Below are 21,899 nucleotides of genomic sequence, written 5' to 3' on the forward strand. Positions count from 1 at the left end.
CCGGTGTTACAGATAACGGTTGGCAAAGTCGGCCCATTGCTCCGGCAACAGTCCGTATAACCACACATCCGGCAACCAGACGCTGACCCCCACGCGGAACACCAGCACCAGCAGCAATACAGTGCCAAGTGTGACCAGCAGCCAGAAGCGGTCGAGCAAACGGCTCAGCCACAGCAATGTCGCCACAAACAGCAGGGTCGAGAGCACAAACCCCAGCACTGACAAACTGCCGATATAAAGCAGGAACAACAGCGACGACAGCAACGCCGTGCGATAACCGGGCAGGCTGTTGAGTAAATCCGACGCCGCAGGCCAAACCCCGGCACGGGCAAACTGGCCAACCCGCACCAAGGCAAACAGGGTCAGCACCAGAAGCCCCAGCGAGCTGCCCATCCGTGGCTGCACAAACCAGCCACGACTGGTCTCTACCCAGCTGGCTTGCCACGGCGTCAGCAACAACAGCCCAAGGCCAAGCAACAATAACAACCAGTAAATCCCTGGCCCGGTTTCCGGCAAACTGGCCGCACGAGCAGGGGTTTCAGATAACTCGGAATGCATATCCGCCGTCCTCCGCAAACGAACCAGCCCCGTTGCGCCGGGGCTGGTTCCGGTGGGTGAAAAATTAACGCTTGATGTACTGGATCAGTTCACGCGCTTCGTTGTAGTCACGCGACACCACTTTTTGAGCGTCTTCACCACCCACCCAGAACACACCAGCACCAGTGCTGACACTCAGCGCCTTCGCCTGTTCACTGGCCAGCGCTTTCTGGGCGATCTCGGCAATGCGATTCTTGATCTCGACCGGGGTACCACGTTTCACAAACAGGCCGTTCCAGGTGGTCTGGGTCACACCAGTCTGTTCATTGAGGGTGGCAACATCCGGCGCAATCGACAGGCGATCACGGGTCAAGGAAGCCAGCAGTTTCACTTCGCCCGACTTCAGGCAGGCCAAAATCAGCTGGGTGGTGGTGTTGATAACATCGGCATCGCCGTTGGCGAGGGTTGAGCAGTCGTTGAGATCAAAAGCGGCATCCGAGGAAAAATGGATACCGGATTTGGCCGCCGCCTTGAAGGTAATGGCAGTTGGCAGGGCCTGATAACCGAAGTGGCCAAGGCTGACCTTGTTGCTGGCGCTGTAGGTCGCCAGCTCTGCCACGTTGTTGTAAGGAGATGAGGCTTTGGTGGCCAGCACAAACGGATAGTCGAGGAAAATACCCACCGGTTCGAAGGTGTTTTCGTCGTAGGGGGCGTTACCAGCCAGCAGCTGGGTGGTCACCAGGTCGGCCACAAACGAACCAATGGTGAGGCCATCGTTACGGGAGCGCGAAACGTCGGTAGCACCCACCACACCACCACCGCCAGGCTTGTTCACCACAGTGGCCGGAGTGCCGGTTTCTTTCGACATTTCTTCAGCAATCATGCGGGTCAGCACGTCTTCGAGGTCACCGGCTGGCCATGGCACCACAAACTTTACCGGACGTTGCGGGTATTCACCGGCGGTCGCCAGTGGCGCAACCACCGGGGCGGCCAGCATGGCAATCAGGGCACAGGTTTTCATAAGCGTTTTCATGTTCGACTCCTGAGCATCACGGCTCGTTGTTATTAATAGCGGTTCAGTCAGACATGGCGTTAATCGCCAGATGAAGCGGCCTTGAGCGGTACAATCAGTACCGGCACCGGGCTGCGATGAATCACACTCTGGGCGGTGGACCCCAGAAACAGACGCGACAGGGAATGGCTGGCGCGATCCCCCATCACAATCAGGTCGGCCTGTTCAGCCTTGGCGGCTGCCAGAATGCCGCTGTCGGGATGGCCGATATCGACCCGGATAACCGGTTCGGGAAGCTCGCGTCCATCCAGTTCGGATGCCATAAACGCTGCCATACGTTCACGGATACGCTGACGCTGGGCGTCCAGCATCTGGTCGGTATGCAAATGGCGAATATCGGCGGGTAAATAATCCCGGATCATTTCCTCGGTAGCGGCGGATACCGGTTCGAGGACATGCAGATAAACAATTCGGGCCTGGTTAGCCAGTGCTTGCTGCACCGCCATCCGGAACGCCGGGCGGCTGCCTTCACGAATATCCGAGGCATATAAAATGGTCTTGATCACCGGCAACATGGCAAGCTGCTCCCCTGCCGTCATCACGGCATATTCACAAGTTCGGTTGATTCCTGCCTGCGAACAGCTGTACCGCTGCTCGCAATCGGGAGGTTATTTCAGCGACGGCCCGTCCAGTAACCGGACAGCTGGTGCCAGCATTTGCCAGCGGTCAGGATGCTCTGGCGGAAGGTATCCTTGCCCCAGATATCCATATGTTTGACTGAGCTCATCAGGTTGTAACGGTCGGAACCGTTATTCATGCCTTCGGCCAGAACCTTGCAAACGATATGACTTGGGGTGACCCCAAAACCGGCATATCCCTGCACAAAAAACGCGTTAGGCTGGCCCGGAATATTGCCAATCTGCGGGAACAGGTTTTCACCCACCGCCATCCAGCCACCCCAGGCCATATCAATCTTGACCTTGTCGAGATACGGGAAGATTTCCAGCATCAGCGCACGGTTCCACTGCGCCAGATTGGACGGTGTGTATTCCACAAACTGGGTGGCGGAACCAAACAGCAGACGGTTTTCGTTGGTGACGCGGTAATAGAAAATCACCGGGCGAATATCACTGTAGGCGCCCCGGATCGGGCTGATGCGTTCGATCATTTCATCCGACAGCGGCTCGGTGGCCAGCTGGAATGCCTGGGTGTTGATGGTCTTGCGGTGCAGGAAGGGTTCCATGCCATTGAGCCAGGAATCGCAGGCCCACAGCATCTTACTGGCTTTCACCGAACCCATGCCGGTACGCACGGTAATACGCGGGCCGTATTCGACATCCAGCACCGGGCTGTTTTCAAAAATACGGGCACCGTAACTGGTCAGCGCCTTGGCTTCACCCAGCAGCAGGTTGAGGGAATGCACATGACCGCCGCCCATGTATTTGAGCGCACAGCTGTAGGCTTCGGAACCGATAATGGACTGCACCCGACTGCCGGTCAGCAGCTCGATATCGTCATTCGGGCACATCTGACGGAAATCCTTCTCCCACTGGGCGAGGGTTTTTTCCTGACGCTTGTTGTAGCCCATATAGGCGTAACCATTGCAGAAATCGGCATCAATGTCATAACGCTGGATACGCTCACGAATGATGCGCTGGCCTTCATTACTGATGGCAACAATATTGCGCAGACCTTCGTCACCAACCTGGTTCTTGATCTTGTCGAGGTCATGACCAATACCCGCCATGATCTGGCCGCCATTACGCCCCGTGCCACCAAAGCCCAGATGACGCGCTTCCAGCACCACAATATTGGTGATGCCCTGCTCCGCCAGTTCCAGCGCGGTGTTGATACCGGAGAAACCACCACCAATTACCACAACATCGGCCTCGATATCGCCCTGAAGGGCTGGAAACCGCAGGTCGTATTTACGGGTGGCGGAGTAATAACTGAGGGAATCGATGTTACTGGCAATGTTCATGTGCAATTAACCTGAAGAAATTCGGGGGTGCCATATCCGGGTCTGGATATGGCCAGTCGGCCGGAGTAACTCCGGCCATACGGGGGACAGACGACCCGATCAGTAAAAGACAAACAGCATCAGCTGGGCGTAGAAGCTGCGGTGTGCATCCCCTAGCTGGGTGCCACCATTGGCAGCACTGGCTTGCGGGTTAAACCAGCCCACCAGCGGACTGATCATCATGGTTTCCGACGGGAAATATTCGGCATAAACATCCAGCTCGCTGGCGTTCATATTACCCAGCTCCGCGTCCGTTTTGTGGTTGCCGAAGCTGAAGTGGTTAATACCCAGATTCAGGTTTTCAGCCGGAGAGGCCTTGAGGCTGACCAGATGAATATCGGTGTTGGTGCTGAATGGACCAGCGTAGTTGGACGCCACTTCACCCTGGAACCAGGTGCCAAAACCACGGCTAAAACCGTAGTAGAGTGGGTCGTAATTCTCGTCAAAACTGCTGAAACGGTAGGCAAGAGTGGGTGACCACGGCGCATCAGCGAAGGACCAGCCCGCTTCGGCATAACCGGCGTGAGCGACGGTACTGGTATCACCCGACACCTGGCGCACCAGTTCAGTCGACAAGGTCAGATTCTCGATGCCAGCGTTACCGGCGTAACGACCACTGACGGTCTTCTGGCCATCACGAACCGGGTTGGCAAACTCGCCGTTGGATTCGGTTTTCAGGTACAGGCCGGCAAAGGTGCCGAGATCGCTGATGTGCTCAACATTGATACCGGTAAAGGTCGGTTCACCCATCACACGGTTATCGGATTGCAGGCGGAACAGGTCGGCACGCAGGCCCTTGTCGCCACCAATACGCACAATAGCAGTATTATCGAAGGTTTTACGGGCGGCCATATAATAAACACCGCCACGGTTGAGATCGGAGCCCAGGCCCTTGCCGATGTTCAAACCATCATTGTTGACAATAAAACCATCGCCAATCACAAAGCCCTGACGACCCACGGAAATATCCAGACCGTTGTCACCCAGCACAGTCAGACTCTGGCCAGAGCGCCAGCCCAGGTACAACGCATCCAACGAGGTACGGCGTTCATCACCGGTGCTGAAACCGGCGGCATCACCATCACCCAGTACGGCCGACGACACCAGACCGGTGCCCGCGTACATCTCACCCGCTTCATTCAGGCGCAACAGGCCTTTCAGGCTGGCATTGACATAACCCTCCTGCCAGTTCACCGCTTCATCGTCAGTACGGGCAATGGCATAGGATGAATCGCTGTGGAACGTACCGGCACCGGCTTCAATCGCCAGTTCCAGTTCGGAATCATCATCCGCGTAGAGAGAAATCGCTTGTGCCGGTGCCGCCAGTGCGGTCATCAGGCTGCCGAGCGTAATGGCCGCTGCCAGCAAGTGTTTATTTGAATTCATAAGTCGTCGCTCCCACCAGAATCACAACACCGTCCGCTGATGCGCTTGAACAGTGCCGCTGCAGTTATGCAGAGCCGGAGCGTTCGGCGCTGAACGCCTGTACGACCGGCTCCGGGTTATCAGGCTACGGACAGATAGTGTTTAACGAAGGCATTGGCCACGTTGAACACAATCACTTCACCCTTGGCGATAAACCAGCTGTCGCCAGGAGCAAAAGTTGCTTCCACTCCGGTGGTTTCGTTTTTCAGGGTCAGGCTGCCAGACAGCAGGGTGGCGTGTTCAGAAAATGGGTAGTTAACGCGGAAAATTCCTTCAGTAGAACCAAACAACCCCACGGCCAACGCCGACTCCGGGCCACCCACCACAAACTTGGCGGTGGCCTGTGGATCACCAGCCAACACTTCTGCACCCAGATTGGCCACCGAGCCAATCTCGGCCATGCCAGAGGTATCGAGATTCTGTTTCAAAGGCTGCATATCGTTTTCCTGTTCCAGACGTAAATCGAATATGGGAACTGACGGAGCGGCGAGCCGACACCACAAGGGGGAGTAACCCTTGTTACCCCGCCAGTTGTATCCAGTATCAGGAAAGTTCCGAGGCCCTTCTTGCATGGGAGTGACTGCCTCTTGCACCTGTGTGCCAGACCGTTTTCAGGCCATTGGCACGCAAGATCAATGACAGGCAAGGCCGGTCAAATGGCGTTGATTTTGCATCAAATCAGCGATCAAGAACGACTCCAGGAGAGCACTATGCAGAATCTTGCCGAAGCCAACGATCAGACCCTTAACCGCTGGCAGCATGCTATTCAGCAGGTGTGCGGCCAGTTCATCACTCACTTACCGGCGGGCGCTGCACCTTTTATTGGCCAGATTGAATGTGAAAATAACGTGCTGGCGCTGGCACATATCCGCACCAATGCAGGACGTCTGGTACGCCAAGGCACCAATGCCGATCGCGAGGATGTGGATCACTGCTTCCTGATTGTGAATAACAGCGGTTTTACCCGTATCAGTCATGAGGGCTACCAGATGGAACTGGCACCGGGCGAAATGGGACTGCTGAACGGCATTCGGCCCTGTGAAATCACACCGCGCGGGCTGGTCGAGCACGTTTCGGTGCCGTTACCGCGTCAGCGTATGGAGCAGTGTTTTGGCCAGCGAGTGCCGCTGTTTGGCAAAATCGATCAGACCACCACCTCAGGATTACTGGTGCGCACCATGCTTGATCGCCTGGCGCAACTCCCCGGCCAGACACAAGGCAGCGATGGCCACTCAGATGCCGTTCTGGACGCCCTCCTGGCGTTGCTGAAACCCGCCATCCGCCACGAGGATTACCGTAGCATCCAGCAAGCCCAACCGTTTCACCGCGATCTCTGGCAGGCCGCCCAGTTCATGATCAACCGCGATTTACTGGAAGAAATCACCCCCGCGCAACTGGCCGAACGCCTGAATATCTCGGTACGCCAGTTACATCGTGTATTTGAGGAACAAAATGACAGTGTGTGTCGTTACATTTTGCGCACCCGCCTGCAGCGTTGCGCCGAAGACCTGCGCGACCCGCAGCTGATCAACGAAGCCGTCACCACCATTGGGTACAAATGGGGATTCAGCGACGCCGCGCATTTCAGCCGCAGCTTCAAGAAACAGTATGGAGTATCACCACGCAGCTACCGCCTCGACAGTTTTAACCTGCTGGCGGGGTGAAATTAGTCGGGCGTCGGGCGTCGGGCGTCGGGCGTCGGGCGTCGGGTGCGGTTGTTGTGGGCATAAATGCCCACACTACAACAATCATCAACACCGTTTTCACCCAGCGCAGCTGGCTACTGAATGCCCATCTGGGCGAGCCGGGATTCACCGCAACGGCCGACCCAGCCGGGGCATGGATGCCCCGCAAGGCCAGTTGGTACAGGGACGTACCATCTGGCCGGGGTCGAAACGCCGTTGTCGGGGAAAACCGGAGGCACGAGCCCAGTCGGGCAAAAGCAGGGGGAGGCCCGCCCGGCCGGGGGACAAGGTCCCCCAGGAGGGCAAACAGCCGCGCCAATTAACAAGCCGCGTAGCCGCCAGAAGTCGGACGTCGGATGTCGGATGTCGGATGTCGGATGAACAGCATCCATCAACACACCGCTTTACCCCAGCGCAGCTGGCTGCCCAATGCCCATCTGGGCGAGCCGGGATTCACCGCAACGGCCGACCCAGCCGGGGCATGGATGCCCCGCAAGGCCAGCTGGCACAGGGATGTGCCATCTGGCCGGGGTCGGAACGCCGTTGTCGGGGAAAACCGGAGGCACGAGCCCAGTCGGGCAAAAGCAGGGGGAGGCCCGCCCGGCCGGGGGACAAGGTCCCCCAAGAGGGCAAGTGGCCTGGCCAATTAACAAGCCGAGTTGCCGCAAAGCGCCAGCCGCCAGCCGCCAGCCGCCAGCCGCCAGCCGCCAGCCGCCAGCCGAGCAGCATCTATCCAAACCTCAGACATCCAAAAACAGCCCAATAAAAAACCCCGCACAGTGTTCACTGGCGGGGTTTGTTTCCGATCCGAGCCCGAGATCAGAAAGTCATTTCCGGCACATGCTCCGGTACGATCAGTTTGCCGGCCGTTTTGGCGACAATTTCTTCCACCGATACACCCGGTGCACGTTCACGCAGGATAAACGCGCCGTCTTCAATCTCGATCCAGGCGAGGTCGGTGAGAACCTTCTTGATACAACCTGCGCCGGTTAACGGCAGGCTGCATTTGGTGAGTAATTTCGACTCACCATCCTTGGAAGCGTGGGTCATGGTAACGATGATGTTTTCGGCACCGGCCACCAGGTCCATCGCGCCGCCCATACCCTTGATCAGTTTGCCCGGAATCATCCAGGAGGCGATGTTGCCTTCCACGTCCACTTCAAACGCGCCCAGCACGGTGAGGTCAACGTGGCCGCCACGGATCATGGCAAAAGAATCAGCGGAGTTAAAAATCGAAGCGCCCGGCAAGGTGGTAACGGTCTGTTTGCCCGCGTTGATCATATCGGCGTCGATTTCATCTTCGGTCGGGAATGGGCCCATACCGAGCAGGCCGTTTTCGGACTGCAGCATCACTTCCATACCTTCCGGTACGTAGTTGGCCACCAGGGTCGGGATGCCGATACCGAGGTTTACGTAGTAGCCATCTTTGAGTTCACGCGCAACGCGCATGGCGATTTGTTCACGAGAAAGAGCCATGGGTTATCTCCCTGAAATGTCGGTGAAGTTCAGCTGCGCACGGTGCGTTTTTCAATGCGTTTTTCGAAGGTACCGAGGATCAGACGATCCACGTAGATACCCGGCGTGTGAATACGGGTCGGATCAAGTTCACCCGGTTCCACAATCTCTTCCACTTCAACCACCGTGATCTTGCCTGCGGTCGCGGCCAGTGGGTTGAAGTTCTGGGCGGTGTGGCGGTAGATCACGTTGCCATAACGGTCGGCTTTCCAGCCTTTAACGATGGCGAAGTCACCCACAATCGACTCTTCGAGAATGTACTTGCGACCTTTGAACTCGCGTACTTCCTTGCCTTCGGCAACCGGGGTGCCGTAACCGGTGGCCGTGTAAAACGCCGGGATACCAGCACCGCCAGCGCGCATTTTTTCAGCCAGCGTGCCTTGTGGGGTCAGTTCCACTTCCAGCTCGCCGTTCAGCAGCTGCTGTTCGAACAGAGCGTTTTCACCCACGTAGGAGGAGATCATTTTCTTGACCTGGCGATCTTCCAGCAGGATGCCCAGACCAAAGCCGTCGACACCACAGTTGTTGGAAACCACGGTCAGGCCCTTCACGCCCATCTTGCGGATCTGGGCAATGAGGTTCTCGGGGATACCACAAAGACCGAAGCCACCGGCGATAACGGTCATGTTGTCCGTCAACCCGGCTAACGCCTCGTCATAGCTTGATACTACCTTGTCAAAACCGGCCATGAATCAACTCCTGTGTGTCGCAGTAAAAGGGCATCCGGCAACAACCTGGTGACATCCTGCGGGTTGTGCTGACCACCCGGATTGTCAGGGTGCTGTGCGGATCACCATTGGGTGTTCCTCAATCTGTTGCGCATTCTCACCCTGCGTGTTTAATTTGGGAAATTTGAAATTCAACGCTATTAATTTGCCGAGCAAATAAATGACTCTGAAACAGCTGCAAGCCTTTCTGGCGGTTGCCCGCACTCTGAGTTTTGCCGAGGCCTGCCATCTGGTGCATCTGTCGCAGCCAGCACTCAGTCTGGCGATTCGTAATCTGGAAGATCAGCTCGGTGGGCGTCTGTTTGTGCGCACCACCCGCAGTATTCATCTGTCGTCCGAGGGTCAGGCCTTCGTCCCGATTGCGACGCGCCTGGTCAGTGACTGGAACGACGCCGAGCGGGAAATGCAGCAGCGTTTTGCCCTGCAACTGGGAACCGTCGAACTGGCGGCCATGCCGTCGTTTGCCAGCACATTGTTACCCCTTGCGCTGATGCGCTACAAGCAGCGATATCCGCGCATTCGGATCGAGGTTCAGGACGTGGTGGCCGAGTTGCTGGTCAACATGGTGCTGCAAGGCCGCACAGAACTGGGGGTCAGCTTTGATCCTGGCACTCATTCAGAGCTGGATTTCCTGCCCTTGTTCAATGACAACTTTGTCGCGATTTTGCCCCCCGACCACCCGCTGCCCGCTACTCACGAGAGTATCGACTGGCCACAGCTGCTGGAGTCTGACTTTGTGATGTTACAAAGACCGTCACGGTTGCGGTCAATGATCGAAGACGAACTGGCACAACAGGGCATGAGCGCACGAGTGGTATTTGAAGCCCACCAACTGATAACCGTCGGCAAAATGGTCGCCTCAGGCCTTGGCGTCAGCGTCGTACCGTCGCTCAGCCGCGAACAAATGGAAGCCGTCGGCGCCCGTTGTGTATCGGTACAAGCACCGGTAATCGGCCGCCGGGTCGGGATTATCACCCGCCATAAACGAGAGCTGTCAGTAGCCGCCAGCGCCATGCGCGACATTATTGTAGAAACCTTTCAGAGCCGGACGTAACGCACGGTCTGTCGGGCGTCGGGTCGGGCCGCGTTCGGATCGGGCGTCGGGCGAATAGAATCAATCAAGACCGAGCAAAACAGCCACAACATTCCCACGCAGGAGCGTGGGAACGAGGTAACCGAGCACCTATTAACACCCCTTTCACCCAGCGCAGCTGGCTACCGAATGCCCATCTGGGCGAGCCGGGATTCACCGCAACGGCCGACCCAGCCGGGGCATGGATGCCCCGCAAGGCCCGTTGGCACAAGGACGTGCCATCGGGCCGGGGTCGAAAAGCCATTGTCGGGGAATACCGGAAAAACGAGCCCAGTCGGGCAAAAGCAGGGGGAGGCCCGCCCGGCCGGGGGACAAGGTCCCCCAAGAGGGCAGCAGCCAGGCCAATTAACAAGCCGAGTAGCCGCAAAGCGTCTGAAGTCGGACGTCGGACCAGCAGCATCCACCAACACACCGCTTTAACCCAGCGCAGCTGGCCGCCCAATGCCCATCTGGGCGAGCCGGGATTCACCGCAACGGCCGACCCAGCCGGGGCATGGATGCCCCGCTAGCTCAGTTGGCACAGGGATGTGCCATCTGAGCGGGGTCGAACCGCCGTTGTCGGTGAAAACCGGAGAAACGAGCCCAGTCGGGCAAAAGCAGGGGGAGGCCCGCCCGGCCGGGGGACAAGGTCCCCCAAGAGGGGCAAGCAGCCTGGCCAATTAACAAGCCGAGTAGCCGCCAGATCCGATCGCGGCCCGGCCAGACAAAATAACGCCGATCAGCGCTCCGCTGACCGGCTCATGGACTCAGCGTCCAAGATCCTTGGCCATCTTGCCAGCCTTGCCCCAGTTAGTGGCAGGCACTTCCTGGATAATGATCCGAATCGCTTCCAGCGGGGATTCTGACGCTTCTGCCAGCGTCTGGCTGACGCGTTCAATAATGCGGCGTTTCTGCTCTTCAGAACGGCCTTCAATCATCTGGATGGTTGCAATAGGCATCTTCTTCTCCATGCCAAAACGGTTGCCATGGGCAGCCCGCAAGCTGCCCCGATGTAGTCCGGCCGGGATCAGGTCACCACGGTCAGGAAGCGTTCGTTGAGGGCACGGGTGTGATAGAAAATCGCGGTGCCCACTTCGTCCCAGGTCCAGGTATACGGCTGCATATCCGGATAGAAGTCATAACCACCGCAGAAGGTTTCAAAGCGGTTGCCAGACGGGTCAAAGGCGTAAATGGTGGTGCCGCGGGTAATGCCATGACGCAGCGGGCCGATGTCGATAAACACGTTGTTGGCCGACATGGTGTCGGCAGCACGCAGCACGTGTTCCCAGCTTTCCAGCAGGAACGACAGGTGGTGCACGGTGTTGTCACGCTCGTCGCGCACAAAGGCAATGTCGTGGGCCTTGGCGGAACAGGTCAGCCAGATCGCCATGTCGGTTTCACCGTCTTCACCCTTGATGCGTTCCACCAGACTGAAACCCAGTACCTTGGTGAACAGCTCGCGGCTGCCGTCGATGTCCTTGCCGTGGATCTGCCAGTGGTCGAGACGGATCGGCGCGATACCTTTCTGATCTGGCACCAGCACGCCCGGGTTCACATAACCCAGACCATCGCCCACTTCGGTTTTTTCGTAATACAGCTCAAAGACGTGTTTGGTTGGCGCCACAAAACGCACACGCTCACCGGTTTCCAGCAGGTCGCCAGCTGGCAGGCGTTCGGTGGCAACACCGTACTCCAGCAGGTCACGCTCGAGCTTGTCGAGGGTTGCCTTGTTCAGCACCTTGAAACCGTAGAAGTCCATACCAGCGGTATCGGCCTCACGCAAAATCACGCTGTGGTGGTCACGCTCGTGGGATGTCTTGAAATACACACGGCCGGAAGCATCACGACCGGTCTCTTTCAGACCCATCACGTTGCTGTAGAACTTGACGGACTCTTCCAGGTCCAGCACTCGCAGCTGGCAGTGGCCTGGTCGCAGTACACCTGTCATCGCCATGGCAGTTTCCTCTTATTTTTGTTGGGTTGGATGGCCTCATGGTCAGGCCTGGACGACTGCCTGTCTAATATGATTTCGGTCAGACAAAATACCTTCAGGATATAGTGTGACTCAGAGACCCCATCAGACAGCGACCAGACCCACTGCGGTCATATCAGTGGTCAGATCAGTAATCAGGAACAACAGCGATAGCGGGAGCCGTAATGGTTTTGACACCAGCCAGAAAAACCAGCCGCATACCTACGCCACGGGCACAAAAGAAGAAGCGCTACCTGACCTTGGCAAAACCGCCATGGCAGGCTGCATAGCCAACAACGCAAGGGAAATACAGAAGGGAAAAAACGAAAGGGAACAAGCAGGAAAGAATAGAAAGGGGGCCATCCGGGCCTGGCAACCCGGATGGCCCAGGCGGGGCATATACAACAGCCCTGCCTGTGACCGATGGATTGCTCATACCACCAGGGTATGAGCAATCGACATCAGAACTTGTACATCGCCATCACTTCCAGCTGCTTGCCTTTTGGACGGATGTTCGGGAAAGCACCGCCTGCTGGCGTGTGCATGGTGTTCATGCTCTGGGTACGCCATTCCACACCCAGCTCAACCGCTGGCATGTAGGTGTAGATCAGGTTCAGGTTGGCAGAGGTGAACTGGGTGTCAGCATCGTTATCAACGTTAACCTGGCCGTAACGGGCGTTACCGCGCAGTACATCGCTGAACTGGTGCTTGTAACCCACGTGGAAGCCGGTCTGGCCAACCAGTTCGCCGTTGCTGGCATCAATGGTCTGCAGGTTGCCAGAGCTGGCAGCAGTCGCGTTGGTGCTCATGTCAGCAGCGGTCGCAACACCAAAACCGGAGAAGGCACCCAGACCTTTACCGGTGTAGGCGCTCACTTGCAGGCTGTCTTTACCGAATTCGATCTTGGCACCGGCCTGGGCACCCATACCAATGGTAGAAGCCTTGGCATCGGTGGTGGAGTTCTGCATAACGTCGCGAGCCATACCGGTTACGGCGTAGGTAACAGTACCGGCTTTGGCGGTGTAGCTGGCGAACAGGTCAGGGAACGCGGCATCCGGGTTAACCGGGTCCTGAGCGGTCAGGCGCATGCCACCGTTTACGTAATGAACCAGCATTTCAGGACGCACAGTACCGCCGTTACCAGCGATAGTACCCAGGCTTGGGCCCCAGAAGTTCAGCACTTCGGTGTCGATAGGAGCGGTGCCGAAGAACTGGCCACCCCAGGTCTGACCAACGGTCACCTGGTCGATGGTCATAAAGGCATGACGCATACGGAAGTAGCTGGAACCGGCAGAACTCTGGTTGCTGGAGCTGTTGCCAGAGTAGCTGTTACCGTAGAAGTCGCCTTCTACAAAACCGGTTACGCTGTGGCCATCAGTAGCCTTGCTGATTTTCAGGTTGATACGGGACTGACGGGCGCTGCCTTCGAAAGAGTTTTCAGCACCGTTACCAGCGTTGGTATCTGGCTTGTTCAGAACGCCGTCAGCCTTGAAGTAACCACCGATGGCGATTTTGGTGCCATTGATATCGGCTACGTCCAGAGCCATTGCGTTGAATGCACAGGAAGCCGCAGCTACAGCCAGAGCCAGTTTTATTTTTTTCATCAGGTTGTCCTTCATATGTTATGTGCCAAAAACCGGAAGGCCGAACCATCTGCGTGGCTGCCAGAATCTTCCGGTAATACCCCGATACAACGCCCGCGCAATCTGACCAGCCTGTCGCTGACATATCACCCAGTCCCGCGTAATACCGAAATGCCGAGGGCAATGCCCGTCAATATCAACAGCGTACGATATAAAGCCGTAACAAACCCCGCCGCCAATATAGCAACGTAATCCAATGGATTTGTGACAGACACAAAAACGCTATTAACCAAGAATCAGAATATATCCGGATTTTTCCCCGGAACTTGAAACCGCCTTTACAATCAGATATCGCAGGCTTTTTATTGTCATCCGGATCATAGATGCCATGTATCCAACACAACAACCGGCAAACGGAAACGAATCGTTTCCATATAAAAACGCATGATCGGTTAAGATCCGAGCAATCACCGTTTTCATAGCGCAACAGGATTTGCAACAAGACAGTGGTTGGAGACGGTTATATCCCCACTTTGTGGCCACTCATACAGCAGTCCTTGCAAGGCTATAACCGGCACCGACCCTAACCCCAACATCGCCAGATCCGGAAAGCCGTTATCATGATGGACACTCGCATCAAATATCGTCACGTACAGTGTTTCCTCGAAGTCTATCGCCAGCGCAGCGTTGGCAAAGCCGCAGAAATACTGGAAACCACACAACCGGCGGTATCCAAAAAACTCAAGGAACTGGAGGATATGCTGGGTGCCCGTTTGCTCGAACGCGGCAAAAGCAGCGTTGAACTGACCCCTTGTGGTGAAGTGTTTATCAAATACGCATCGGCAAGTATGACCGCCCTGCGTGATGGAGCGCGCTCGGTTGCCGAAGCCCAGCTGAAATCCCGCTCACGGCTGTCGATTGGGGTTATACCAGCGGCGGCGGCCCATCTGTTGCCCGCTATCGTGCGCCGTTTTCGGGATGCCGATCTGGATGTCACCCTCAACATTGTCACCAGTGACAACAACGAGTTGCTCGACAAATTGCGCCAGGGCGAGGTTGATCTGGTGATTGGCAGCCCCGGCGAACCGGAACAGTTACATGGCATGACCTTCGAACAGCTGTGTTCCGAGCCGTTATCGATGGTGGTGCGTCCGGGGCATCCGCTGTTACGTGGTGACTTTGAGCCAGCCCGTGTCGGCAGCTTTACCCTGCTCTGCCCGCCGCGTCATACCCGTTTGCACAGCCTGATTGAACGTTACCTGTTGACCGCCGGTGCCAGTATTGGCAACGACCGCATTGAAACCCAGTCGGACCTGTTTGCCCGTGAATTCCTGCGTCAGGGAGATGCGGTATGGGCAGTGCCACGCAGCGTGGTGCAGCATGAACTGGATAATCGCGAACTGGTGGAACTGCCATTACCCCAGCAGGAAGTGCGCAGCTCACTGGGCATTACCGTACGCCAGGACCGCTCCATGAGCGTGGCGTTGCAGATGTTTATCGACAGCTGCCGCACGGCTGCCATCAGCCAGCCGGAAGCCAACCCGAATCCGCGCGTACCGCGCCTGGTACGCTGAAGCCGGTGCCGCTCTCAGAGCGGCACAATCCCCAGATCACTGCGGGCAAAAATACGACACGCCAGCACCACACCCTGCTCTTCTTCACGGGGCGAAATATGGGCCCGGCTCATCTTCTTGCTGAAGTAGGTGCCGTCCATCACCTTGATCCGGCACTTGCCACAACCACCACCCTTGCAGCCCACCAGCACGTGAGTCTGCCCGGACTTGTGCATCCCGGTAAGCACATGGCTGTGTTCTTCCGCTTCAAAAGCAGCATTACGCCCCAGCACATGAATCTGATGACAACGACGTTCGGTCTGCCCCTGGGCAGATGGATTTTGAGTGTTCATAAGTCGGCTTCTTGTTGTTATACCGGAAGCCAACATTCTAGCGAGACGGGCTGACAATCCGAGGGATTGTCAGGGCCCGTTAACGGGAACCCGAGATTCCACCCGGGTGGTACAGACTGGCATGGTTTTGATCATCCCGCTCCCGCGAGGCAATGCCCCAACGTGCGATCAGCCCTTGTCGCTGTAACCACGATGACCCTGCTTCCAGTAAGCGGAGATACGGGTATCCACCGGGTCGACGCCTTTTTCGTCGGCAACGATACGGCGCAGTTCCGTCATCGCCACCCCTTCACCACCGGCCCAGACAAAACCTTCACCGGCTGGTAATGGCAGCTCACGTGCCAGTTGCAGCAGCTGTTCACGGCTACGCACCCAGTGCACGTCAACATCACCACGACTTGCTGGCATACGTTCATCAGCGGCGTCATCCAGCTGCACCAGAATCACAGCACGCTGACCCGGTTCCAGCTCTTCCACCTTGCGGTGAATGGCAGGCAACGAGGAGGAATCACCCACCAGCCAGAACCAGTCGTAGTCATTGCTGATCACCATCGAGCCTTTCGGGCCACCAATGCTGAACGAATCCCCTACTTTCAGAGACTTGGCGTATTCACCGACCAGACCACCTTCATGCAGGGCGAACTCCAGCACCAGCTCACAGCGGCTGGTATCAAACGAACGCGGGGTGTAATCACGCTTCAGCGGTTCGTCTTCACCGGCGACCGGCACAAACACCTTGATGTGGTCATCAAAACCACGGGACTGGAAACTGGCCAGATCAGCACCGCCGAGGGTCAGGCGCACAAAGCCCGGAGTTGGACACTCGTTAGCCAGAACAGTCAGAGTACGACGCATCAGTTCATAACGGACACGTTCAATTTTGCGAACACGATTGGAACGATTCAGCATGACGTTTTCCTTGAATTTGGTTGATAATGTCATCTACATTCACTATGACCAAACAAGTTGATAAAGTCAACCATATGAACAAGCACATTTCCCAGGAAATTTTTGATGCCATAGCCGGCCTCAATCACCAGATGCGCTCGCGCCTGCATCAGGCCGCCCGCGACAAAGAGGTTGCCGTATCGGGAATGGAGTTCCGGGCCCTGAACTTTATCGGCCGCAAACCGGGCACTACCCAGCGCGACCTGGTCCAGCACTCCGGCCGTGACAAGGCGCAGATCGCCCGCATCATCAACAACCTGCGCCAGCAGGAACTGGTCGAAACCCGTCCGGATGAAAACGACAAACGCGCCACCCGCCTCTACCTCAGCGCCAGCGGCCAGGCCATCAGTGATGACTTCAAAACCATGAGCCAACAACTGGTTGGACAAGCGATAGAGGGATTATCCACAGAAGAATGCCAGACCTTGCTCAGCCTGCTGGCACGGATGAACCGCAATCTCGATGGCAGCGAGGCCTGAGGTCTGAGGTCTGAGGTCTGAGGTCTGAGGTCGGACGTCGGATAACGCCTTCGGCTCTTCCGACCTACTTGAAGCACAGGCTTCACCCAGCGCAGCTGGCCACCGTTAATTGCCCATCTGGGCGAGCCGGGATTCACCGCAACGGCCGACCCGGCCGGGGCATGGATGCCCCGCAAGGCCCGTTGGCACAGGGACGTGCCATCGGGCCGGGGTCGAAACGCCGTTGTCGGGGAATACCGGAAAAACGAGCCCAGTCGGGCAAAAGCAGGGGGACGGCCGCCCGGCCGGGGGACAAGGTCCCCCAGGCAGGGCAAGCAGCCTGGCCAATTAACAAGCAGAGCAGCCGCCAGAAGTCGGGCGTCGGGCGTCGGGCGTCGGGCGTCGGGCGTCGGGCGTCGGGCGTCGGGCGTCGGGCGCACAGCATCCATAAACACCGAGAATCACCGCCACGCCATCGCGGCCAACGGCCGGCTCCTACACGACAGTGCAATTTTTGCCCACCGAAGGTGGCTACGAAATGCCCATCTGGGCGAGCCGGGATTCACCGCAACGGCCGACCCAGCCGGGGCATGGATGCCCCGCAAGGCCCGTTGGCACAGGGATGTGCCATCGGGCCGGGGTCGAAACGCCGTTGTCGGGGAATACCGGAGACACGAGCCCAGTCGGGCTAAGCAGGGGGAGGCCCGCCCGGCCGGGGGACAAGGTCCCCCAGGCAGGGCAAGCAGCCAGGCAAATTAACAAGCCGAGTAGCCGCCAGAAGTCGGACGTCGGACGCACAGCATCCATAAACACCGAGAATCACCGCAACGTCATCGCGGCCAACGGCCGACTCCTACACGGAAACACCGTCTTCACCCACCGAAGGTGGCTACCGAATGCCCATCTGGGCGAGCCGGGATTCACCGCAACGGCCGACCCGGCGGGGGCATGGATGCCCCGCAAGGCCCGTTGGCACAGGGATGTGCCATCGGGCCGGGGTCGAAACGCCGTTGTCGGTGAAAACCGGATAAACGAGCCCAGTCGGGCAAAAGCAGGGGGACGGCCGCCCGGCCGGGGGACAAGGTCCCCCAGGCAGGGCAAGCAGCGTGGCCAATTAACAAGCCGAGCAGCCGCCAGAAGTCGGACGTCGGACGTCGGACGTCGGACGCACAGCATCCATGAACACCGAGAATCACCGCAACGTCATCGCGGCCAACGGCCGACTCCTACACGGAAACACCGTCTTCACCCACCGAAGGTGGCTACCGAATGCCCATCTGGGCGAGCCGGGATTCACCGCAACGGCCGACCCAGCCGGGGCATGGATGCCCCGCTAGGCCCGTTGGCACAGGGATGTGCCATCGGGCCGGGGTCGAAACGCCGTTGTCGGTGAAAACCGGAGACACGAGCCCAGTCGGGCTAAGCAGGGGGAGGCCCGCCCGGCCGGGGGACAAGGTCCCCCAAGAGGGCAAACAGCCTGGCCAATTAACAAGCCGAGCAGCCGCCAGAAGTCGGACGTCGGACGTCGGACGTCGGACGTCGGACGTCGGACGCACAGCATCCATGAACACCGAGAATCACCGCAACGTCATCGCGGCCAACGGCCGACTCCTACACGGAAACACCGTCTTCACCCACCGAAGGTGGCTACCGAATGCCCATCTGGGCGAGCCGGGATTCACCGCAACGGCAGACCCAGCCGGGGCATGGATGCCCCGCAAGGCCAGCTGGCACAAGGATGTGCCATCTGGCCGGGGTCGAAACGCCGTTGTCGGGGAATACCGGAGACACGAGCCCAGTCGGGCTAAGCAGGGGGAGGCCCGCCCGGCCGGGGGACAAGGTCCCCCAAGAGGGCATGCAGCCTGGCAAATTAACAAGCAGAGCAGCCGCAAAGCGCCAGATCCGCACGCGGCCCGGCCAGATCCGATCGCGGCCCGGCCAGGCCCCAAACGCCACCCATAAAAAACCCCGCCGAAGCGGGGAAAAAGTCTCGTTGTTGGATGACCAACGAGGGGATGATGCAGCAGACGCAGATTGGCCAGACAGCACGTACCCAGCCAACCCATCCGAACCGGTTGAACACCCGTCCGAACATCGAACCGACGCCAGCCAGCCCACTCCCGGGCCGCACCCACGCCGGTTAACGATTACACAAAGCGGCCGGTCACGGTGCCGAGGCCCTGATAACGGACGCTGAAGTTGTCACCCTTGTTCACCGATACCGCGGCGGTGATACCACCGGTCATGATGAAGGTGCCGGCCGGGATTTCTTCACCGCGCTCACCAAACATGTTGGCCAGCATGGCAACAGAGGCAGCCGGGTGGCCCAGTACCGCCGCACCAGCGCCGGTGGCGACGACTTCACCGTTGATTTCCATCACCACGCCGAAGTTTTTCAGGTCGACGTCTTCAACACGGGCCATCTGGCCGCCGGTGAGGAAACGGGTAGACGATGAGTTATCGGCAATCACGCTTTTGAGGTCGAACTTGAAATCCTTGTAGCGGGAGTCGATCACTTCCACCGCAGGCAGCAGGAAGTCGGTGGCGGCCAGTACGTCAGCGATGGTGATACCAGGGCCTTTAAGGGCTTTTTTGGTCACAAACGCCACTTCGGCTTCAATTTTCGGGTGGATCAGTTCGTCGAACTTCACTTCACCACCGTCCGGCACGGTGAAGTAATCCACCAGAAAGCCGTAACACGGGTGTTCAACCCCCATCTGTTTCATCTTGGCCCAGCTGGTCAGGCCCATTTTCAGACCGACCACCTTGTGACCACGCTCTTCCTTGCGACGACGGATTTCCCACTGGATGTCGAAGGCATCCTTGTAGGTCATTTCCGGATAATCGTCGGTCAGCTTGGTGACTTCGTAACGTTCCAGCTCGGCACGTTCCAGATGCGCGGCAGCGGCGGCGATCTGTTCGGCATTCAGGTTATTTGCACTCATTCGGTGTTCCTCGAATCTTTCCGGGTCTGACGTCGAAGCACCGACGTCAGACGCAATATGTTTAATCGGCCCGCCTCCCACGCCGGAGCGTGGGAACCAGAAGAACGCAGCCATGCGCCTCAGGAGGGCGTTTGCCCTGTCAGCCGCGGGCTTTGGCCATGGTCAGTGCCAGATCTTCGATCATGTCTTCCTGACCACCCACGGTGCCACGACGACCCAGCTCCACCAGGATGTCGCGGGCGCTCACGCCGTATTTTTTCTCGGCGCGCTGGGCGAACAGCAGGAAGGATGAGTACACACCGGCGTAACCCAGGGTCAGGGCGTCACGGTCAATACGGATCACACGGTCCATCATCGGGGTGATGAGGTCTTCGGCGACGTCCATGATCTTGTACAGGTCGATACCGGTTTCGCAGCCCATACGGTTCAGTACCGCACACAGCACTTCCAGCGGGGTGTTACCGGCACCGGCACCGAGGCCTGCGACCGAGCCGTCGATACGGGCACAACCGGCTTCGATGGCGGCCAGTGAGTTGGCGACCCCCATCGCCATGTTGTGGTGGCCGTGGAAACCCAGCTCGATTTCGGCAGGCAGGGCTTCACGCAGGGCGCTGATTTTGGTGGTCACTTCGTCTGGCAGCATGTAACCGGCCGAGTCGGTGCAGTAGATGCAGTTGGCGCCGTAACCGACCATGAGTTTGGCCTGTTCAACGATTTTTTCCGGTGAGGCCATGTGCGCCATCATCAGGAAACCGACGGTGTCCATGTCCATCTTGCGGGCCATGGTGATGTGCTGCTGGGACACATCCGCTTCGGTGCAGTGAGTGGCCACACGAATGGTGGAAACGCCCAGTTCCTTGGCCATTTTCAGGTGGTCAACGGTACCGATGCCAGGCAGCAGCAGCGCAGATACTTTCGCCTGCTTCATCTTTGGGATCACCGCGCCCAGGTATTCCTCGTCGGTGTGGGCCGGAAAACCGTAGTTCACCGAGGCACCGCCGAGGCCGTCGCCGTGGGTGACTTCGATCAGCGGCATACCGGCTTCGTCCATGGCGCAGGCCACTTTCACCATTTCATCGACGGAGATCTGGTGACGCTTGGCGTGCATGCCGTCGCGCAGGGACATGTCATGAAGCTTTACGCTTTTACCTTGCAAGTTCATATCAATACTCCCCTGTTATTCGCCGCGGGCTGGCAGATCAATGGTTCCGTTCGCCACTTCTTCGGCGAACATTTCGGCGGTACGCAGACCGGCAGCGGTCATGATGTCGAGGTTACCGGCGTATTTCGGCAGGAAGTCGCCCAGACCTTCCACTTCCATAAACATGGATACGCGGTTGCCATCAAACACCGGGCCGTTAACCAGCTTGTAACCCGGTACGTATTTCTGCACTTCGGCGACCATGGCATGCACGGATTCGGTGATGGCGTCACGGTTCGGTTCTTCGGCGGTCAGGCAGTGCACGGTGTCGCGCATCATCAGTGGTGGCTCAGCCGGGTTGATGATGATGATGGCCTTGCCTTTTTTGGCGCCGCCAACTTTCTCGACCGCACCGGCGGTGGTACGGGTGAATTCATCAATGTTCTGACGGGTGCCAGGGCCTACCGAGCGGGATGATACGGTGGCGATGATTTCGCCGTAGTTCACTTCCTGCACGCGGGATACCGCCGCCACCATCGGGATGGTCGCCTGGCCACCACAGGTCACCATGTTGACGTTCATTTCGAGGTTTTGGGCGTGGGCTGCCAGGTTCACCGGTGGCACACAGAACGGGCCAATCGCCGCTGGGGTCAGGTCGATCATGATCACCCCCAGCTCGTTGAGCTTGCGGGAGTTCTCGGCGTGTACGTAGGCCGAGGTCGCGTCAAACGCCACGCGGATGTCGTCCTTGATCACGTGTTCGAGAATACCGTCAACACCGGTGGAGCAGGTTTTGATGCCCATGGTGGCAGCACGTTTGAGGCCTTCGGATTCCGGGTCGATACCCACCATCCATACCGGCTCAACCCACTCGGAGCGTTGCATTTTCATCAGCAAATCGGTGCCGATGTTGCCTGGGCCGATAATGACCGCTTTGAGTTTTTTGCTCATA

The 21,899-nt window shown here is 58.0% G+C and carries 20 protein-coding genes; 4 read left to right on the forward strand and 16 right to left on the reverse strand.

What is annotated here, in order from left to right; genetic code table 11:
- Positions 1-6 precede the first annotated feature (6 nt).
- From OUO13_RS14000 to OUO13_RS14025, 6 genes are all read right to left on the reverse strand, one after another.
- Positions 7-558, reverse strand: a complete 552-nt coding sequence (locus OUO13_RS14000; protein WP_283174520.1) for a hypothetical protein — start codon at positions 556-558, stop codon at positions 7-9.
- Positions 559-622: 64 nt separating this feature from the next.
- Positions 623-1,570 (reverse strand): tripartite tricarboxylate transporter substrate binding protein, encoded by a 948-nt coding sequence (locus OUO13_RS14005; RefSeq protein ID WP_283174521.1) that lies wholly within the window; start codon positions 1,568-1,570, stop codon positions 623-625.
- 59 nt (positions 1,571-1,629) lie between these two features.
- Complete coding sequence (locus OUO13_RS14010; protein ID WP_283174522.1) at positions 1,630-2,124, reverse strand: universal stress protein; 495 nt, start codon at positions 2,122-2,124, stop codon at positions 1,630-1,632.
- A gap of 98 nt (positions 2,125-2,222) precedes the next feature.
- Positions 2,223-3,530, reverse strand: a complete 1,308-nt coding sequence (locus OUO13_RS14015) for an NAD(P)/FAD-dependent oxidoreductase (RefSeq protein ID WP_283174523.1) — start codon at positions 3,528-3,530, stop codon at positions 2,223-2,225.
- Between the two features lie 99 nt (positions 3,531-3,629).
- The gene (locus OUO13_RS14020; protein ID WP_283174524.1) at positions 3,630-4,955 is read right to left on the reverse strand and encodes an alginate export family protein; all 1,326 of its coding nucleotides are present in this window, start codon (positions 4,953-4,955) and stop codon (positions 3,630-3,632) included.
- A 119-nt stretch (positions 4,956-5,074) separates the two neighbouring features.
- Positions 5,075-5,431 carry a cupin domain-containing protein gene (locus OUO13_RS14025; protein WP_283174525.1) on the reverse strand — a complete coding sequence of 119 codons (357 nt, stop codon included), beginning with the start codon at positions 5,429-5,431 and terminating at the stop codon, positions 5,075-5,077.
- A gap of 273 nt (positions 5,432-5,704) precedes the next feature.
- Here OUO13_RS14025 and feaR point away from each other — a divergent pair, with 273 nt between their 5' ends.
- Positions 5,705-6,658: a transcriptional regulator FeaR gene (feaR, locus tag OUO13_RS14030; protein ID WP_283174526.1), complete on the forward strand. Its 954-nt coding sequence runs from the start codon at positions 5,705-5,707 to the stop codon at positions 6,656-6,658.
- 840 nt (positions 6,659-7,498) lie between these two features.
- On the opposite strand, the gene OUO13_RS14035 is transcribed toward feaR, so the two are convergent.
- Positions 7,499-8,155: a CoA transferase subunit B gene (locus tag OUO13_RS14035; RefSeq protein WP_283174527.1), complete on the reverse strand. Its 657-nt coding sequence runs from the start codon at positions 8,153-8,155 to the stop codon at positions 7,499-7,501.
- Positions 8,156-8,184: 29 nt separating this feature from the next.
- A complete protein-coding gene (locus OUO13_RS14040; RefSeq protein WP_283174528.1) occupies positions 8,185-8,883 on the reverse strand; it encodes a CoA transferase subunit A in 699 nt (232 codons plus the stop codon).
- A 199-nt stretch (positions 8,884-9,082) separates the two neighbouring features.
- Here OUO13_RS14040 and OUO13_RS14045 point away from each other — a divergent pair, with 199 nt between their 5' ends.
- Entirely contained in the window at positions 9,083-9,976 is an 894-nt protein-coding gene (locus OUO13_RS14045; protein WP_283174529.1) for a LysR family transcriptional regulator, read from the forward strand.
- 785 nt (positions 9,977-10,761) lie between these two features.
- On the opposite strand, the gene OUO13_RS14050 is transcribed toward OUO13_RS14045, so the two are convergent.
- From OUO13_RS14050 to OUO13_RS14060, 3 genes are all read right to left on the reverse strand, one after another.
- The gene (locus tag OUO13_RS14050) at positions 10,762-10,965 is read right to left on the reverse strand and encodes a tautomerase family protein (RefSeq protein ID WP_283174530.1); all 204 of its coding nucleotides are present in this window, start codon (positions 10,963-10,965) and stop codon (positions 10,762-10,764) included.
- 56 nt (positions 10,966-11,021) lie between these two features.
- On the reverse strand, positions 11,022-11,948 hold the full coding sequence (locus OUO13_RS14055) for a catechol 2,3-dioxygenase (protein ID WP_283174531.1): 927 nt from the start codon (positions 11,946-11,948) through the stop codon (positions 11,022-11,024).
- A gap of 479 nt (positions 11,949-12,427) precedes the next feature.
- Positions 12,428-13,570 (reverse strand): hypothetical protein, encoded by a 1,143-nt coding sequence (locus OUO13_RS14060; protein WP_283174532.1) that lies wholly within the window; start codon positions 13,568-13,570, stop codon positions 12,428-12,430.
- Between the two features lie 599 nt (positions 13,571-14,169).
- Here OUO13_RS14060 and pcaQ point away from each other — a divergent pair.
- Complete coding sequence (pcaQ, locus tag OUO13_RS14065) at positions 14,170-15,123, forward strand: pca operon transcription factor PcaQ (RefSeq protein WP_283174533.1); 954 nt, start codon at positions 14,170-14,172, stop codon at positions 15,121-15,123.
- Between the two features lie 14 nt (positions 15,124-15,137).
- On the opposite strand, the gene OUO13_RS14070 is transcribed toward pcaQ, so the two are convergent.
- Together OUO13_RS14070 and OUO13_RS14075 are read right to left on the reverse strand one after the other, a co-directional pair.
- Positions 15,138-15,455 carry a 2Fe-2S iron-sulfur cluster-binding protein gene (locus OUO13_RS14070; protein WP_283174534.1) on the reverse strand — a complete coding sequence of 106 codons (318 nt, stop codon included), beginning with the start codon at positions 15,453-15,455 and terminating at the stop codon, positions 15,138-15,140.
- Between the two features lie 168 nt (positions 15,456-15,623).
- A complete protein-coding gene (locus OUO13_RS14075; protein ID WP_283174535.1) occupies positions 15,624-16,364 on the reverse strand; it encodes a siderophore-interacting protein in 741 nt (246 codons plus the stop codon).
- Between the two features lie 74 nt (positions 16,365-16,438).
- Between OUO13_RS14075 and OUO13_RS14080 the strand changes: the two genes are divergently transcribed.
- Entirely contained in the window at positions 16,439-16,882 is a 444-nt protein-coding gene (locus OUO13_RS14080; protein WP_283174536.1) for a MarR family winged helix-turn-helix transcriptional regulator, read from the forward strand.
- A gap of 2,126 nt (positions 16,883-19,008) precedes the next feature.
- On the opposite strand, the gene dmpH is transcribed toward OUO13_RS14080, so the two are convergent.
- From dmpH to OUO13_RS14095, 3 genes are all read right to left on the reverse strand, one after another.
- Entirely contained in the window at positions 19,009-19,806 is a 798-nt protein-coding gene (gene dmpH / locus OUO13_RS14085) for a 2-oxo-3-hexenedioate decarboxylase (RefSeq protein WP_283174537.1), read from the reverse strand.
- A gap of 139 nt (positions 19,807-19,945) precedes the next feature.
- Positions 19,946-20,968, reverse strand: a complete 1,023-nt coding sequence (dmpG, locus tag OUO13_RS14090) for a 4-hydroxy-2-oxovalerate aldolase (protein ID WP_283174538.1) — start codon at positions 20,966-20,968, stop codon at positions 19,946-19,948.
- 15 nt (positions 20,969-20,983) lie between these two features.
- Positions 20,984-21,898 carry an acetaldehyde dehydrogenase (acetylating) gene (locus OUO13_RS14095; RefSeq protein ID WP_283174539.1) on the reverse strand — a complete coding sequence of 305 codons (915 nt, stop codon included), beginning with the start codon at positions 21,896-21,898 and terminating at the stop codon, positions 20,984-20,986.
- Between the last annotated feature and the right edge of the window lies 1 nt (position 21,899).

Source organism: Parathalassolituus penaei (assembly GCF_026626885.1).
Classification (GTDB): domain Bacteria; phylum Pseudomonadota; class Gammaproteobacteria; order Pseudomonadales; family Oceanobacteraceae; genus Oceanobacter; species Oceanobacter penaei.

What these genes read in the sequence shown, in the direction of transcription:
- OUO13_RS14000 (WP_283174520.1), bottom strand. Translation starts at nt 558, where the DNA reads ATGCATTCCGAGTTATCTGAAACCCCTGCTCGTGCGGCCAGTTTGCCG.
- OUO13_RS14005 (WP_283174521.1), bottom strand. Translation starts at nt 1,570, where the DNA reads ATGAAAACGCTTATGAAAACCTGTGCCCTGATTGCCATGCTGGCCGCC.
- OUO13_RS14010 (WP_283174522.1), bottom strand. Translation starts at nt 2,124, where the DNA reads ATGTTGCCGGTGATCAAGACCATTTTATATGCCTCGGATATTCGTGAA.
- OUO13_RS14015 (WP_283174523.1), bottom strand. Translation starts at nt 3,530, where the DNA reads ATGAACATTGCCAGTAACATCGATTCCCTCAGTTATTACTCCGCCACC.
- OUO13_RS14020 (WP_283174524.1), bottom strand. Translation starts at nt 4,955, where the DNA reads ATGAATTCAAATAAACACTTGCTGGCAGCGGCCATTACGCTCGGCAGC.
- OUO13_RS14025 (WP_283174525.1), bottom strand. Translation starts at nt 5,431, where the DNA reads ATGCAGCCTTTGAAACAGAATCTCGATACCTCTGGCATGGCCGAGATT.
- feaR (WP_283174526.1), top strand. Translation starts at nt 5,705, where the DNA reads ATGCAGAATCTTGCCGAAGCCAACGATCAGACCCTTAACCGCTGGCAG.
- OUO13_RS14035 (WP_283174527.1), bottom strand. Translation starts at nt 8,155, where the DNA reads ATGGCTCTTTCTCGTGAACAAATCGCCATGCGCGTTGCGCGTGAACTC.
- OUO13_RS14040 (WP_283174528.1), bottom strand. Translation starts at nt 8,883, where the DNA reads ATGGCCGGTTTTGACAAGGTAGTATCAAGCTATGACGAGGCGTTAGCC.
- OUO13_RS14045 (WP_283174529.1), top strand. Translation starts at nt 9,083, where the DNA reads ATGACTCTGAAACAGCTGCAAGCCTTTCTGGCGGTTGCCCGCACTCTG.
- OUO13_RS14050 (WP_283174530.1), bottom strand. Translation starts at nt 10,965, where the DNA reads ATGGAGAAGAAGATGCCTATTGCAACCATCCAGATGATTGAAGGCCGT.
- OUO13_RS14055 (WP_283174531.1), bottom strand. Translation starts at nt 11,948, where the DNA reads ATGGCGATGACAGGTGTACTGCGACCAGGCCACTGCCAGCTGCGAGTG.
- OUO13_RS14060 (WP_283174532.1), bottom strand. Translation starts at nt 13,570, where the DNA reads ATGAAAAAAATAAAACTGGCTCTGGCTGTAGCTGCGGCTTCCTGTGCA.
- pcaQ (WP_283174533.1), top strand. Translation starts at nt 14,170, where the DNA reads ATGATGGACACTCGCATCAAATATCGTCACGTACAGTGTTTCCTCGAA.
- OUO13_RS14070 (WP_283174534.1), bottom strand. Translation starts at nt 15,455, where the DNA reads ATGAACACTCAAAATCCATCTGCCCAGGGGCAGACCGAACGTCGTTGT.
- OUO13_RS14075 (WP_283174535.1), bottom strand. Translation starts at nt 16,364, where the DNA reads ATGCTGAATCGTTCCAATCGTGTTCGCAAAATTGAACGTGTCCGTTAT.
- OUO13_RS14080 (WP_283174536.1), top strand. Translation starts at nt 16,439, where the DNA reads ATGAACAAGCACATTTCCCAGGAAATTTTTGATGCCATAGCCGGCCTC.
- dmpH (WP_283174537.1), bottom strand. Translation starts at nt 19,806, where the DNA reads ATGAGTGCAAATAACCTGAATGCCGAACAGATCGCCGCCGCTGCCGCG.
- dmpG (WP_283174538.1), bottom strand. Translation starts at nt 20,968, where the DNA reads ATGAACTTGCAAGGTAAAAGCGTAAAGCTTCATGACATGTCCCTGCGC.
- OUO13_RS14095 (WP_283174539.1), bottom strand. Translation starts at nt 21,898, where the DNA reads ATGAGCAAAAAACTCAAAGCGGTCATTATCGGCCCAGGCAACATCGGC.